Below are 15543 nucleotides of genomic sequence, written 5' to 3'. Positions count from 1 at the left end.
ACTACGTCGGCGACCCGGGTGTCAGAAGGAAGACTCATCGGAATCATCCGAGGCGGCATCCACAGCCGCGCTCCCCGAGGCGGAGGATGGCCCGTACGCGGCGTACACCTTCGCCCAGGCGAACTGCTCCAGTTGGTCGGGCCGACCGTACAACTGGTCCTCGATGAAGGGGTAGATGTCGTACTCCCAGACGCGTGCAAGTCGCTCGTCGCTGAGGCCCTGCCTCATGAAGTGGCTGTGGCCGACCTGCAGGTGCGGTCCCTTCAGCAGGACCCGGAGCTGCTCGTTCACCTGATCCACCAGTCCGGCGACCCACACCGGCTCCCCGTTCTTCTTCAACCAGTCAACGAGCAGCGACCGCATCGGCCCCTCGTGCGGCATGAACGGGATGAAGTGGAACCGCCGGCGCAGGGCAGCGTCCACCATCGCGATCGACCTGTCGGCAGTGTTCATGGTGCCGATGAAGAAGAGGTTGCGCGGCAGCTCGAATGGTTCGTCGGGCCGATAGGCGGTGCGTACGGCCTTGTTCCGGTATTCCAGAAGGAACAGCAGTTCACCGAAGACGCGCGGCAGGTTAGCCCTATTGATCTCATCGATGATCAAGAAGTGTGGGACTCCGGGATTGCTCTCCGCCTTCTCCGCCATCAACGCAAGCGGCCCGGACCGAAGCTCGTAGGTCAGCTGCCCGCGTTCATCGGTGCGTGGCCGGTAGCCCTCGAAGAAGTCCTCGTAGGAGGTGGACGGGTGAAACTGGACGAGCATTCGCCGATCCGGGTCCGGCTGCAAGGCTTCGGCGAGCTGGTCCGCCAGATAGGTCTTGCCGGTGCCCGGAGGGCCGTAGAAGATGAGTTGCCCCTTCTCATCGAGCAGTTCAGCGAGCTCGCGCAGGAACGGCTCGGGCAGCAGTAGATCCTGCGCGACCCGGGCGATGCGATCCTCCTCCTCGACCGGCTCCACCGCGTCGTGGTTGAGCATCCAGTAGGCGAACTGGCCCTGTCCCCAGGGATCGCCGGGCAGCAACTGCTCGAGGGTTGCCCGCAGCCGATCGTTCGCCTCGACGTGCTGCTGACCGCGGCTCAACGCGCCGTCAGGTTCCGCGAGCCCGAACCGGCGCAGCATGGCGATCTTGCCCATCGGACCTGTCAGCGGGAAGATCGGCAGGAAGCGCCGGTGGTCGCTGACGGCGAATAGCTTCAGCAGTACGCTCTCGCCCAGCCCTTTCGTGCCGAGATCCTGCCAATCCAGGCCGCGGTCGATGCGGGCGGCGACCTCTCCGTCACCGAAGAGGATTTCACGAATCTTGTTGGCGAAGGCGTCGAGGGCGACCGAGTCCATGCCCGCGAGGCTGGCGTTAAGCACCGACTGGGGACCCGGGCTGCCGTAGCGCTTGCCATTCACGAGTAACCGGAATTGGTCCAGGTCGAAGATGGCCAGGTTCTCGGATGAGAGGGCCTCAGCGAACTGCTGTCGTTGTTCGACGTGCCACTCGTCCTTGTCGTTCGGATATGGGCGCTCAGCCTTGAACCTGGCGAGCGCGGCCGCTAGGTCCTCCCCCTCGGGGGTCGTCGTCGGAGCGGCCTCTCCCTCACCGGCGACCAGCCTCACCAGAGGCTTGAGCCGACCCACCTCCTCCAGAATGGCGTCCCTCAAAGAGACGCCCTGGGGGACGTCGGACCAGGGCCACCACTTCCCCACGAATGTGCTCCCACCCGGATCGGCGTCGACCGGAACGAGCCGGTCTCCGGTGAGATGGGGACGGATCTCGAAGAAGCGGTGACCGGCGGGGAGCGGACCCGCGGCAAGCGCCGCGCCGGCGCCCGAGTTCCGCCAGTCATACAGGCCGAGCGCAAGCCCTGAACGCGTGGCCCACAACCGTAGGCCGGCCGCAGACACCGCCCCGGGCAGCGACCAGGTGGCGTAGGCGTCCGCACGATACGCAGCACCCTTGTCCGAAGCGATCCGGTCCTGCGGTTGCGAGATCTCCAGCTCGAGCCCCGTGGCGGCTCGTAAGTCCGCCAGAAGCCCCTTGGCGGCGATGTGCAGCTCACCCTTGAGTTGGGCGGCGAGAGCGGCTGCCCGGCTCGCACGTTCCTCGTCTGGATAGCGCGCGCCCACCTCGTAGGTAGTCATGATGCCGGCAGCCTCGTCGCACATCTCCCGCACAGCGGGGTTGACTCCCACGAACCCCTGGCGCTCGGACAGGAACCACATCATCCGCTCGAACCGGTGGACATCGTCCGGATAGAAGGCGCGTGCCACTTCCACCACCGCTAGGTAGCAGTCGGCGTTCTCCCACGTCCGCAGCCAACCTAGCGCCCGCATCCGCTCCGGCGCGCTCTTCCACATCACCGGCCAGCCCGGCCGCACGTCGTCCGTCGACCAGAACACCGACAAGACGTACGGGATCCGCCCGACGGCGGGTTGCCCCTTGCTCGCCAGGTCCCGGGTCACCCGCTCGACCTCGGCGAACCGGTAGCGTGCCTCCTCCAAGGCGGCCGGCGTGGTGAAGGCGCGGACCAGCACGCTCAGCGCTTCGGGGTCATCGGGCAGGTTGTTGGCGACTTGGTTGAGCCACATCTGGCCGAAACCCGAGAAGGCGTTGTACGGGCCCTCCTGGCGTGACCACTTGTCCGAGCCTGCCCGGAACGCCGCGAAATCCCGAGTGGCGACGAGCTCCGAGACCAGAGCACGGGCCTCGGCATCCCGGGTGGGTCGCAGTTCGTCCGCTTCGGCCCAGCGCTGCTTCGCCTCCTCGTCGAGATCGACAGCCGCCTCGATCTGATCGAGCTTGCGCCGCCACCGGGGCAGGTCATCGGGATGGATCACCAAAACTCACTCGCCCCTGTCGTCGGCTCCATGCCGCAGCCACGGCACACGACAGCATCCCACGATCGTTCCGCGAGCTGACAGAGGAAACCGACCGAGTACGGAAGGGCCATGCGAACCCAGCAATCGCTGAAGATCACCAGAAACTAGCTCCCTGGCTGCCCGGGATAAGCGTGGCGACAGTGGGCCCAATCCCTGCTCAGGCTTCACCGCTTCGCCGGAGGGGTTGGCTAGCTAGCGGCACCGTCTCGACCACCCAACTAACCTGGTGTACGACACAGCTGCACGGCTCCGTCCCGGCCGGGCGAGTCTGAGTACGCCGACTCCGGCTCAGCCGGGTTGAGCCGTCCACGCTGGGCATATGACGTCTGAGGCGGTCGGCGTGGTGGCCCGATGGTGGGATTCCTGGTCCTGGTCTGGGTCTACGGGCCTGAACGCGGCGACGGTGTGGTGGGTGGGCACCGGCCTGGAGCAGTGGAGCGTCAGCTACGGCGACCAACCCGGCGAGGTCGCGGACCTCAAACGTCGGGCGAGCCTGGCCCTGCTGGTCGCCGCGTTGATGACGGCCGTCGGGCCGGCCGTGGTCGCGCTCGTCGCGTACCGGCTGCGGCTGGTCCGGACCGGGGCCCTCTTCCTGGTGCTGGCCGTCGTGATCGCCGTGCCCGCCGTACCGTTCGCCGTGCTCGTCGGCCGGGACCTCGTTCCCCCACCGGCGAAGACGCCCGGCCCACCGGGAAAGTGGATGGCTGCTTCGCAGCGGACTACGAGTTGATGCCCCTGACTGTCGATGCACCAGCGGAGTCCGCCGACCGCCAGTTAGGCATCGACCTTGAACGCCGGGACGTAGCCGCGCCCAGCGCCAAGGTCTTCATAGACCGTTGTCTGGGCAACCCGGTTCCACCGATGTCCGAGCAGAAGCGCAAGGCCGCCGGGCCCGGCGAGGAAGATGTGGACACGAGCGGCGGGCTTGCATTCGAGGTCTTGGCGGATAGCGTTGCGTAGTGCCTGGGCGTAGGCGACGGCCTCGCCGGCGCCGGCGACGGACTGATCGTGTGCGCCGTCGGCGGGCAGCAGCGTGAGAATCCTGTCGATCGCGAGGTTCGCGTCAGAGACATATCGGGAGACCGCGCTCGTCGGGTCGACGCTCATCCCGATGGCCACGGCCAGTTCGTTGCCGTTGCCGACTGTGGTCGTGACACCGTCGGGGGCGGAGATCGGTACGTGTTTCGCGTTCGACGTCCAGGCTGCGCTGTTCTGCAGGTAGGTGATGGTGGTGCCGGTGACCTGGGCGAGGCGTGCGCCGATGGTAAAGAAGGTGGCCTGGCGCATGAAGCCGCGTAGGAGGATGTCGTTGTTGCCCTGGGCGGTGAGGGTGTCGACGGCTTCGTCTATATCGTTGCTCATGGTCGCCCAGTCGGCTGGGTCGCGTGGTTGGCGTCGCAGCGGTGGCGTGTCGCCGTCGTACAGGTCGACCCAGTCGAGGACAACGGTGGCATCGTCGGGGTGCGGTTCGCGCTTGATCGCCTGGACGAGAAGTACGGCGCGAGGGTCGTCGGCGCGCAGGTTCACTCGCTCCACCTCCTTGCAGATGTCCTCGCGAGTGAGGATTCGCCTGCCTTCGCGTACCCATTTGTCGATGAGGGCAACACCGCGGTCAAGGGCTTCGTTGTCGGCTTGAAGTCCGTTGGCGAGCATGAGTGCCTGTGCGCGATCCTTCTCACTGCTGATGGTCAGGCCGACCTTGAACACGAGTCCATCGAGCATCGCGAGCACGTCATCGCGATCGCATTGCAGGTGGCTCGCCCATTCATCGATGCGGCGCCCCTCGGGAGAGGTGGGACTTGCGAGGCGTGCTGCCGGATTGAGGCAGTCGGAGCGTCCGTCGACGAGGCTCAGCAGCGGATCGGTCGGGTCGAGAGCGCGGTTGGTGGTCAGTTCCAGGCTCGGCGGGACGTCGTCTCGGTCACGCAGCAGTGTCCAACTTCCGTGGAACTTTTGCAGCAGCGACTTGCCTTTCTTTGGCACGCCGGTCAGGTAGCCATCGTTGATGAGGTCGGCGGTCTTGGCCGCCCACTTCACCTGCGCGTAGCGGTGACGGTCGGCGCTGGCGCGTAGGATGACGTCGTCCACGTTGCCGGCCCCATTGACTTCGATTTCCAGTTGGTTGTACCCGGCGTTGGGCTGGAGGACGCGCAGGGCGGCTGACCAGGCGATGAGGTCCTGGTAGTAGAACCCGGATCGCAATGCTCCGACACGGGACAGCGAGCCAGCGGCAGGTTCGGGTTCGGGCGAGGTCATCGGTGGTCCTCCGTTGAGGTCGGGCGTTGGTCGTCGGTGACCAGGACCAGGGGGACGGCGACCGCGTGGTTGCCGAAGCAAGCCCATGCGTATGCCGCTGGCTGCTCCCACTTGGGGTTCGCGACGGCGATGATCGCGACGATGGTCTCGAAGCCGAGGTCCGGGTCCGCGAGCAGCCGCGCGTATGTGGCGAGGTCGCGTCCGCTCGGGACCGGGGCGGCGGCGAGGTGGGTGTGCCATTCGCCGACCCAGATGCTCCCATCGCGAGTAAAGGCGTCGTGCGCGAGTTGCTGGGCGTGCCCGAGGTCGCGGAGGAAGAAGGCAGGCTGCCGCACGGCCGTCGGCCCGGGCCGCCGGCGACCCGGATTTCCGCCACGCCGTGGTGGACATGGCCGAGCAGGATGCCGCCGGTCTCGTTACCGTCCTGGGAGCGAGTGCATTCCTGCCTGATGACGGCGTGGGCGGCGGCGGTGAGGTGAACGCGCTGGACGGGCGACTCGACCGTCACGGTTCCTCGCAGGTCGGGCAACCGGATACGGGCGGGCGAGCGTCCAGCCAGCGCAGTTCTCCGGCGCGGGCCAGGTCGAACGGCGGCGGCCAGCCTGGTTTCGGGCGGAGCGCGAGCAATCCGTGATCGCCGGGCAGCCGCTGGTCCGGGTGGCCTGCACATTCCAGGAGCGTGGCGACGGCGGCCTTGGCGGCGAGTTGGCCGACCAGGTGGAGGTCCGACCCGACCGCGGTCATAGGCCGGTGGCGGGTGCCGGTGCCGTAGCCGGCGTCCAGGGCGGGCTCGGGATCGATCGCTCCGGCGTCGGTGAGAGCCTGCCGTTGGCAGACCAGGCAGCCCCGGTCCGGCCACGGCCGTAGCCGCAGGATCTCACCGATCCCGCCGTCTTCCAGCACGCAGGCGAGTACGGCCTCCAGCCCGGCGCGGCGGGCCAGGTGGCTGACGACCCGGCGCGGGGCGACACCGTCGGCGGTGCACACGACGAGGTCGCTGCGGGCCAGCAGCGGTCGAACCTTGTCGGCGTCGCGGATGACGTCGAGAGCGTGCGGCTCGATGTGAGTTTCGGGCCGCAGTTTTTCAAGGTCGTCGCGGAGGGCGAAGACCTTCATCTTGCCGACCTGCGCCGGGCCGCTGACGTGACGCACGAGGTTATGCCACAGCAGGCGGTCCGGGTCGACGAGTACCAGCCGGCCTACGCCGTAATCGGCGAGGGCGTGCACCGTAGCGCCGCCGATGCTGCCGGTCCCGACGACCGTTACCGTTGCTGTGGCCAGCGAGTCGACCGGCCACTGAGGGGTGAGTTGAGCGTTGCCGACGACCTGCGGTTCGCACGTCACGTCCAAGGGTGTTACGCCGTCGGCGGTCACGAGCCAAGCCGCGAACTCGGTGATCCCGGCCCCCGGATGGTCGATCTTCGCGTTGGGCGCATAGGTGAGCGCGATGTAGCCGCTCCCGCCACCCGGCTGCTTGAAGCCGGACGGCACCAGTTCGGCGAACGCGGGCACCGGCAGCACGCCGCTACGGCGCCGCCCGTATTCCCACGCGACGTGCAGGTCGGTGGCCACCCGAAACCAGTAGCCGCTCCGGCGCGGATCTCCGAAGTTGAGGAAATGCGTACGCGGTGACATCTCCACCGGGAGCGTCAGCCCCTCCTTCACCGAGATCGCACACAGATAGCCCACGTTCTCGGCATCGGAGACCCTGAAGGTCGCACTTCCGTGGCTGCCCGCGGCACGCAGCCGGTCAACGCCCTCGCTCGGGACCATGACCAGGAGCCGATTCACAGAACGTCGTCCGGTTCACGCTCTGCCTGTTGGCCATCAGAATCCTCGATGGCCTCGGCCGCGACCGCGACCAGATGGTCGGACTGCGCGTCATCGACGATGCCGTGCAGGGTCATCGCCTCGATCGCGCCAGCCTTCATCAGCGCAAACTCCACCCGCCAGCCAGCAGCCTTCAGCAGCAGGTCAACCACCGAGCCGCGGCCGTTCCAGGTCGCGTCGTCCTGTAACAAGCACAGGCTGCCATCGCCGTTGACGTGCCACTTGTGGTCCGATCGCTCGATGATCCCCGGTTCCGGGTCCTGCGGGTAGATCAACGGCGCGACCATTGGGTAGGCGTGCCCGTACAGGAGCGCGACCTCAAGACCCTTCTCGCCCACCAGCATCGGTAGTTCGGCGGGCTCCGGCCGCTCGAACGGCCACCGGGGCAGCCGCCCGATCCATCCGCCTGCACCCGGATCAAACCACCGCAACCCGGGGAACCGTTCGCCGATCTCGGCCTGGTCGCGAGCGAGTCGGCGCGGCTCGCACTGCCACCACGTCACCGCGCCGCCGTCGTCAGATGTCATCGATCAGCCCTGCGGGGCGTCCTTGATCGGCCGGGGCAGGATCAGCGCCGGCCCGGCCGCGGCCGGCCTGACCTTCGCCGCCGGGGCCGGGAAATCCTCGCCGAAAATCTCCTGCCAGGCCCGCAGCGCGTCGTCCGTGTTGCCCGCCGCCGCATGGTCGCACGCCCGCGTGGCAATCTCCGACGCCTCCTCTAGCGCGGTCCGCAGGCCGATCTTGTCCAGGTCCGGCTGGATCAGACCGCAGTGGCCCGCCGGGTCCTCGATCGGCATGTTCACCCGCACCGCCGCGGCGGTGAAGAACGCCCGCAACGCCTCGGCCCGGCTCCCCGAGCGGGGCATGCATTCAAGCGCCAGGACCTCGATCAGCAGCGACTTGATCTTACCCTCGACCTCCACGGAGCGCCGCCAGTCCTTGAGGACGCGCACGAGCGGCCGGAAGTACGCCCAGTCGGCTTGGTGGTCGGCCACGCGCCGGATCAGGTCTTCCGGGTCCGCGGTCACCCACGTGTGCGACAGCGCCTCCGGGATCAGCAGCGTGCCGTTGGCCTGCCGGAGTGCCGGCATCGTGTCGACCGTGAACGCGTCCGGGTCGTCCGGGTCATCGATGAAGCACTTCACCGCGTGGTTGCGCCAGCGCGCCAGCCGGACCAACTTGTCGACGGTGCCGTTGGTCGCCCCCAGCAACGCGTTGACCCGCCCCCGCGTGTAGTCGAGGGCCTCCTCAGCCGAATCGCCCGGCCGGCCCCAGTCCGGGTGGTCGTCCTCCGCGTACACGACCACCAAGTCCACGTCGTGGATTGGCTTGAGTTGTGTGCTGCGCCGCAGCGAACCCGAACCGAAGACCTCCTCCACGTCACTCTCGGCTCCGAGCGCCTCCTTGAAGGTGTCGCGCCGAGCGCGGGCCAACACCACCTGCATCCGCTCGGCGTCCACGGTCTTCTGGAACTCGTCGAACGCCTCGTCTACACCCATCTCTCCCCTATACGATCAAACCATCGCATCGGTGGACGACCGCCGGGTTCATAGGTAACCCACGGTCACCAACCTCGCTGGCGGGCCATTCATTCCCGACTGCGCATCGAAGATGCCGACCGTACCGTCGGAGTACGACATCCAGTCCGAGATCACGCTTCACCGGCGGATATGGGGCCACACGCTGGTCCTGGCCGTACTGGCTGTCGCTCTCCGCCGTAAGGCCGTACGGGGGCCAAGGAGGTGCTCAGCATGGTCTGTAGAACAGACGTTTCCGACGGCTGCAGGCTCAATCCCCAGCTTGACTTCACAGTCATGCACATCTTGCTGTAGGCGCACCGGTTCGACGACAGCGGCGGCTGGCACGTCGACGGATCCTGGTCGCCCTTGGACTGGGCCGTTGCCCGTTACCGCGATCAGCTACGAGCGGGCCAGGTCGTCGGCGAAGTTCTGCCGCCGGCTGGTGGTCCACCCGCTGGCGCCCGAGTGCCATGCCTCGACCAGGGGCACGACATGGACGATGTCGACCTCGGAGGCGGCAGTCCACGTCGCGCCGTCGTACGGGCTGTACCAGCAGCTCGAGGTCCCCGCGCAGCTGGTGTCGGTGACCACGGAGGTGCCGTCGCGTTTGAGGACCGTCTCCTGGGTGTTGCAGGCGCCGCTGATGGTGATCCAGTGCGGGACCAGGTCGCGGGAGTACCCGCTCGTCGATCCCTTGCTCTTGACGGTCAAAGCGTTGAGCTGCGACTGGGCAGACGCCTTAACCGGGGGGGATACCCGGGGGGGTGTGGCCAAGGCGGACGCCGCGTCGATGGCGAACAAGGCTGGCGCCGGCGAAGACCACGGCCGCAGCGCCGGTCATGGCGCGTCGGGCCGGTGCGGATGTGGTAAGTCGTCGGGTCCGTGGCGTGAGGCTCCTCGACCGTCGTGGATGGCAACCGCCTAACGCCATCATATCCATCGAAAATAACCATTGCAAGGAGTCAACGAGACCCGTGAGAACGCTGCACCCGGCCGCCCTTGACGGGCTTCGCTGCGGCAGTTCGACGCCGCAGGCGCGCTCTTCTGCCGACCCGCTCGCGCGTGTCGAGATGAACCACGCTCCCCCTATCAACCCCTGACGATCCTGGTTGCTGGCCACGAGGTTGGTAAAGAATGGAGTCCGACCCCCAGGTGCTTGGTCCGCCCAGCCCTGCACCTGCGGCAGCGGAGTCCTGGACCGTCGTGATACTCAGCTACACCCGGTGCAGCTACGCTGTCTCGACAGGGTTTCACCCGGACGGGTGATCAGGCACCCATGCCGCTGAGGCACCACGCGATACCGCACTAGGTCAGCCCGAATCTGTGACCAGCACGAACACACGACCGCAGGACTGCTGCAAAAGTCGCCGATCGCAGCTTCGAACGTTTCCTGAACTGCGACGTAAGGTTCGGGTCGTTCATCACCCCTAAAGGGATCGCAACGAGCTGGTTACTCCGGTTGGTTGGTTGAGGAAGGTCGCTCATCACCCTCAAAGGGATCGCAACACGCCCGGGCAGGGGGCGAACCAACCGGTTCGTCGAAGTCGCTCATCACCTCTGGAGGGATCGCAACCGGTCGGTGTCGAACGCGTCGGTGCTCTCGATCGCCCGTCGCTCATTACCCCTGAAGGGATCGCAACGAGTAGTGCGCGGCCTGCGAGTAGTAAATCCGGACGGGTCGCTCGTCGCTCCTGAAGGGATCTCAACTCGGTAGAGATCTCGTCGTAGGGCAGGAGGCGGTGTCGCTCATCACCTCGGAAGGGGTCGCAAATCGTGCCTGCCGGTCTCGACCGGCTCCATGCCCGCAGGTCGCTCATCACCCCTGGAGGGAAGGTTCACTGCGGAAGGACCGGAGTCACCCCCGTCATCAGTTGGTGCGCGAGCGCCGTTGACCGATAGCAACATCGAGTAATGAGATGGTTTCGCGGTGTCGCAGCAGGAGGCTGTCAGACGTTCCACGCCATCCGTACCCACAATTTTCGGCCGCGAGGAAAGCGCAGACCAGTAGGGAAGACACCTCCCGAGGCAGGGCGTCAGCCTCGGCTTGGCCGAGCTCCCACTTCACGGCGAGCTGGTCTGCCGCCTCGGCCACCACCGCGTCCGGGTCGGTCTCGCTTCCATGGGTGATCGGTGCGCGATCCCGAGCATGGTTGAGCAGAAGAAGTACCCGCTGAGGCAACGCTTCGGGCCTGTCGCGATGCGCAGCTACTTCCTGGAGAGCCTCGCGGAACTGCCTGTATTTCAGCCCGGCCGGCCCGCTCGTCTGAGTGGCGGCAACAGAAGCCTCCATCGCGTCGGCTGCGAGGACCAGCAGGCGAATCTGGTCGGCTCCGGCGTACGAGAGGGCGGCCTCAACCAGCTCCAGACGCTGAGCGATCATGCCCATCTTCCAGTCCGCGCCGTGACCCGACGCTACGGGCACCTCGTCTTCCTGCAGTGACCCGCGGCAGGCAAACGCATCGGCCAGCTGCCGCGCCTTCTCGATGACCATCCTGTCGATCGCCGAGGCGGCCAGTAGTCGCCAGGCGACGTCCAACTCCAAGCTCTGTAGCGCTCGACGGGCGGCGATCAGGAGCGGCAGGTCACCGCCGGTCAAAGCCGGCCACTGGTGCACCTCGTAGGCGCCTGGGCTTCCGGACTTCGCGTTTTGGCGGACGAACAGAGGGATGCCCCGCCTGGCTCCGAGCCGACGCATGGCACCCAACAATGTCAGCACCACCGACTTGCTGCCCGTGGGGATCAGCAGGAGCGCCGCGGTCTCGCGGGTCAGCCTGGCCTCGATGGCACGTTCAATGGTCGTCGAGTCGGCACCCGCCAGGTCGGTCGATTCGATCCAAGCCTCACCCCGGGGCTCCCCCGTCGCTTCGTGAGTGGAGGTGCGGATTCGGTGGGCGTCGGCCTCCGCGAGGTCACGGCTGCCTTGTCCATCGTCTACGCCGAAGATGAGCGCCCGGATCCGCATCTTGTCCAGGCCGACGTGCTTGCTGACCGCCTCTGGGAGATCGTGTTGGCTGAGCTGTAGACCGACTGTTTCACCTGCGACGATGGAGCGAAGCTCACCTCCGATACTCACAGGCCTTCTCTGAATGCCCGCCGGCCATACCGCCAGTACGGTGTCGGCCGGAGTGACCGGCGGCTCGGGTAGACCGACGTCCGCCCAGCCGGTCTCGTCGGTCTTGTAGCGGGACAGGTATTCCCCGAGGATCTTGGAGTCGCAGCCGGCGGGCGGGCGGAGGTTGTGGCTTCCCTTGCCGATGTTCTGCAGCGAGGCGACCACCGGGCTGAACAGCCACCGGTAGGACTGGAGGTCGATCGAGGCGCAAACCATCGGGTCGTCGTGGTGGTTGTGTGTGATCTTGCGCAGCTTCGCGCCGAGCGGAGGGCCGCCGTTGGGCTTCTCGTATTTGCGGAGCAGGTCCTCGGCCCAGGGATGGTCGGCCTTGTCGACGGCGAGCAGTTCCGCATAGCGACTGGTGACGTAGCGGCGCACGGCAAGACTGGCGGTGCCGTCTCGGCGCACGACGGCGTCGGCGAGTACGGCACGCAGGGACGCGCAGTCCCGCGCTTCGAGGCCAGCGCGGCGGCGTTGCGCGGCTCGATCGATCAGGTCGTGTTGGGCGTCGGTGAGCCGGACCGTCGGCGGCTGCTGGCGGGCGAGGTCGGCCAGGGAGTCGAACATGCGCCAGCGGACGAAGACGCCGACGACCGGGTCGACGTCGAGTTGGTCCAGTGGGTCGACGACCGACCCTCCGGCTGGATTGTTGGTGAAGACGAGCTGCCACGGAACTCCCGCCTGGGAGAGAGCGGTGAGTGCGCCCATGGTCATCGTCGTAGAGCCGGATCCCCAGGTCATCAGGGCCTGCTCGTACGACGGTGCCCCGCCGAGGTGGGCGGTGAGCGCCGTAACCACGGATTCCTCGTGCAGGTCCGGAACGGCCAGCGCCGATGCGGTACGAAACGGGTAGGTGTCGTCTTCGGTGGCGCGCTTGTTGATGATCGCGGCGATGGCCTCCGCGATGGGCAGGGTGTCCAGGCAGTGAGGTTGCCTCTGGTTGGTGCCGAGCACCACGACCGTCAGGTCGGGTGTGTTGTCGAGGACGGCCAGCGTGCCGAGTAGCAGGCTCTGTCTCTGCGTCTGGGCCACGCCCTTCTGCGGGGTGCCGGCCGAAAGGAGATCGAGGGCCGCGGTGGCGCCGGCCGGACCGGTGAGGGCGGCCCTGAGTTCTCCGCACCGCGTCGAGACGAGCGCGGCGCGCGTTTCCTCAGAGCCGGCGCCGGAGCCGAGGAGGAGATCGGCTTCTCCGGCGATGTGGACCAGCAGACGCATGGCCGCCATTGTGGACCCTACGCCTCCTGATCGTCACCTGCTGTCACGGCCGAATCCTTAAGCTGATCCGATGGAGCCGGCGTACGACGAAGCGGTGCCCGAGGTGCTCAACCTGACACCGCACGTGGTGCGCCTGATCGGCGACAGCGCAACGGTGGAGGTGGCGCCCGCCGGTCCGCCGGCCCGCCTGGTGCTGCTCCCGGATCGCGCCCACGGGGCGGTGCGGATCGGCCCGTTGCTGGTGCCACTGAAGCGGACCGCGGCCTCTTCCAACGTCGACGGCCTGCCGGATGCGCGGCCTGGCGTACTGCTGATCGTTGCCCGGCCGGTGGCGGAGGCCTTGCCTGATCGCGACGACCTGTTCTACCCGCACGACACCGTCCGAGACGCCGACGGTGTCGTTGTCGGATGTCGGTCACTTGCCCGTCCGGTGGTTGCCGCCGGCGACTGAGGTCGTATTTGCTGGGCGTCCTCTTCTCCTGACCACCTCACCATCTGCCCCGTTCCACGACACGCGACGTTCGGATACTTTTGTTGTTTAACTACTTACATACTTCTAGTAGCCTCACGATCGTGCATGTCTTACCTGCCGCAATCCCGGCGGCCGAGGCGCGTCGCGCCGATCTGGTGGAGGCGCGGTTGGCCCGCAAGGTGGCCCCCCTGTTCGGCTTGGCTGCCAACCTTCCCCCGTTCCACCGCTCCTGGGTGTGTGACTACACCGCGCTCTCCCTCGCGGAGATCGGTCGTGGCGCTCCGAGCCCAAATCGGGCCGAACGGTCCAGGCTGGAGGCGGCCTCGACGGCCCGCTCCGATGAGGGCGACCATCCCGGGTGGGCCTGGTCGGGCCGCTCGGTCTGGTCCAGCCAGCAGAGCGGGATGCCCGGCGCCCTCACCAACGCGACGTTGAACCGGTACGGCCCGGACACCAAGGCCGCGGCGGTCCTGGCCGCCGCCAACCGGCTGCTGCGGGACGCGGCGTCCGCAGTGGCAGCCGCGTCCCGGCACCTCGCTGCCACCGGGTGCGACCCCGAGGTACGGCTGGCGGTCTGGGCCGGATTGATCCTGGAGGCCTACCGAGCGCAACCGGCGCTCGTGGTCGCGGCCGTCCAGGCACGCCAGGTCCAGCGATCCTTGGCTGCTCGTTGGGGTGCGCAGGTCGACCGGGCCGGGGTGCGCGGGGATGATGCCCCGGCCGAGATCCATCCGCCGAACGCCGAGACCGACGACGCTCCGGGACAGGCCGCGGCTCGATGGCAGCCCACCTCGTTCGACCTCGTCGACGCGACCCTTCCGGCCCTCCGCCTCGCCGATGATCCGACCACCGGCCCCGGCCTCGTCACCGTGGACGCGCTCGACGACATCGCCTCGGCGTGGTGTCACCGACTGCTCGGCATCGGACGACCTGGTCGAGGAGTGGTGTGGCTGACCGAGGACGCGAAAGGTTCCCGCCAGGTTCAGGCGATGGTGCGGGTGGGTGCCGCCGTGGCGCCCTTCGTGGCGGCCACGCTCGGCGGCACGTCTGCCGCCGACCGGAACGGCCCGCCGGCGTTGCCCGTGCTGCCCGCCGGTGAGGCGCTGGCCACGGCGCCGCTGTTGCAGCGGCGGGCGCAGCTGCTGGTCGCGCATGTGGCAGCCAACTACGTCCGGTACCGGGACGAGTGGCTGCTCACCTGGCCGGAGCTACGCACCGGAACCCGTGAGCTGGTGGCCGTCGCCGTCCAGCGGTGCGCTCAGGTTCTCGACGCCGAGGATCCCGTACCGCTGCAACTACGGGCGTACGCCGCGTACCTCGATGTGTGGGATCCGGCCCGGACCAAGGGACCGGCCGGACCGGCACCGGGCGGCGTCGCAGAAGAGGATCCGGCAGTACGGCGACTCGTCGCGACGCAGCAGCAGACCATCGATGCCTGGCGGTCCGGGCGCTTGGATCCCGGAGCGGCGGCGTACCTGTTGGAGATCGGTGTCGTCGCCCTGCGCGGCACCGGCGTGGACGCGTCGACGGTCGGCACCTGGTGGACGGCGATCCTCGCGGCGCGGGGGTTGGGCACCGGGGATGACCTGGCCTCCCGCGTCGACTCCGTCAGCGACGCCCAGGTGTTCCACCTGCACCACTACGTGCCCTGGTTGGCCGAGGGCGGCCGGCGGGCGGACCTACGCCGGGCGCTGGCTGTGCAGGAAAGAGTGGCGGCCGTACGCGCCGAGGTGGTCCGGCGGGAGCCGGCCGGGTTCGCGGCGAAGTCCGCGGCGGCACGGGATGCACACGAGCGGGCCGCCGAACTCGCCACCGACTTGGCGCTGGCCACGCCGGAGCGGGAACGCGGTGTGCGGGCGCGGGTGCTGCGGGACGCGGTCCGGCATGTCCGGGCGGTCCTGGCCGATCCGAGCACCCGCGCCCTGCTGGAGGGAGCAGATCCGCAGCCTGCGGCACTGAACACGGCACGGGTGGTGGCTCGGGCCCTGGCCCTGGCCATCTCCCATGGGCTGGGCGTGGACCCGTCGGATGCCAAGGGCGCCGTTGCGCTGCTCGACGCCGCGACCGGCAGCTCCGACCGGACGTCCGCCGGCGTGGAGTCGACGCTGGACGGCGCCGTTCATCTGCACCAGCTCGATGGATCGCTTCACGCCGCCCTGCGAGGTTGGCGCGCCGATCTGGCCGGCGTCGCCGACCGGCAGCCCACCCACCAGACGGACGACTCAGACGCCTCCTCCCCCACTCTCCTCCTCAGAGGCGGTGAAAGCTGA

Annotated in this window: 11 protein-coding genes; 3 read left to right on the top strand and 8 right to left on the bottom strand. The window is 67.9% G+C overall.

Annotation, left to right across the window (positions count from 1 at the left end; genetic code table 11):
- Positions 1-21 precede the first annotated feature (21 nt).
- On the bottom strand, positions 22-2826 hold the full coding sequence (locus O7546_RS10415) for an AAA family ATPase (protein ID WP_281600832.1): 2805 nt from the start codon (positions 2824-2826) through the stop codon (positions 22-24).
- A 361-nt stretch (positions 2827-3187) separates the two neighbouring features.
- Between O7546_RS10415 and O7546_RS10410 the strand changes: the two genes are divergently transcribed.
- Positions 3188-3598, top strand: a complete 411-nt coding sequence (locus O7546_RS10410) for a hypothetical protein (protein WP_281600831.1) — start codon at positions 3188-3190, stop codon at positions 3596-3598.
- A 44-nt stretch (positions 3599-3642) separates the two neighbouring features.
- On the opposite strand, the gene O7546_RS10405 is transcribed toward O7546_RS10410, so the two are convergent.
- The 7 genes from O7546_RS10405 to O7546_RS10375 form a co-directional block, all read right to left on the bottom strand.
- Positions 3643-5124 (bottom strand): SAVED domain-containing protein, encoded by a 1482-nt coding sequence (locus tag O7546_RS10405; RefSeq protein WP_281600830.1) that lies wholly within the window; start codon positions 5122-5124, stop codon positions 3643-3645.
- Complete coding sequence (locus O7546_RS10400; RefSeq protein ID WP_281600829.1) at positions 5121-5459, bottom strand: Mov34/MPN/PAD-1 family protein; 339 nt, start codon at positions 5457-5459, stop codon at positions 5121-5123. The genes O7546_RS10405 and O7546_RS10400 overlap by 4 nt, the downstream gene beginning before the upstream one ends.
- 169 nt (positions 5460-5628) lie before the next feature.
- Entirely contained in the window at positions 5629-6897 is a 1269-nt protein-coding gene (locus O7546_RS10395) for a ThiF family adenylyltransferase (protein WP_281600828.1), read from the bottom strand.
- Between the two features lie 14 nt (positions 6898-6911).
- Positions 6912-7481, bottom strand: a complete 570-nt coding sequence (locus O7546_RS10390; protein ID WP_281600827.1) for a hypothetical protein — start codon at positions 7479-7481, stop codon at positions 6912-6914.
- 3 nt (positions 7482-7484) lie between these two features.
- Positions 7485-8414, bottom strand: a complete 930-nt coding sequence (locus O7546_RS10385) for a hypothetical protein (RefSeq protein WP_281600826.1) — start codon at positions 8412-8414, stop codon at positions 7485-7487.
- A 459-nt stretch (positions 8415-8873) separates the two neighbouring features.
- Positions 8874-9185 (bottom strand): hypothetical protein, encoded by a 312-nt coding sequence (locus tag O7546_RS10380; RefSeq protein WP_281600825.1) that lies wholly within the window; start codon positions 9183-9185, stop codon positions 8874-8876.
- A gap of 1156 nt (positions 9186-10341) precedes the next feature.
- Complete coding sequence (locus O7546_RS10375; RefSeq protein ID WP_281600824.1) at positions 10342-12801, bottom strand: hypothetical protein; 2460 nt, start codon at positions 12799-12801, stop codon at positions 10342-10344.
- A 70-nt stretch (positions 12802-12871) separates the two neighbouring features.
- Between O7546_RS10375 and O7546_RS10370 the strand changes: the two genes are divergently transcribed.
- Entirely contained in the window at positions 12872-13252 is a 381-nt protein-coding gene (locus O7546_RS10370) for a hypothetical protein (RefSeq protein WP_281600823.1), read from the top strand.
- Between the two features lie 122 nt (positions 13253-13374).
- A complete protein-coding gene (locus O7546_RS10365) occupies positions 13375-15543 on the top strand; it encodes a hypothetical protein (protein ID WP_281600822.1) in 2169 nt (722 codons plus the stop codon).

This window comes from Micromonospora sp. WMMA1976, assembly GCF_027497335.1.
Lineage (GTDB): Bacteria > Actinomycetota > Actinomycetes > Mycobacteriales > Micromonosporaceae > Micromonospora > Micromonospora aurantiaca.
This window is presented reverse-complemented; position numbering and strand designations above follow the sequence as displayed.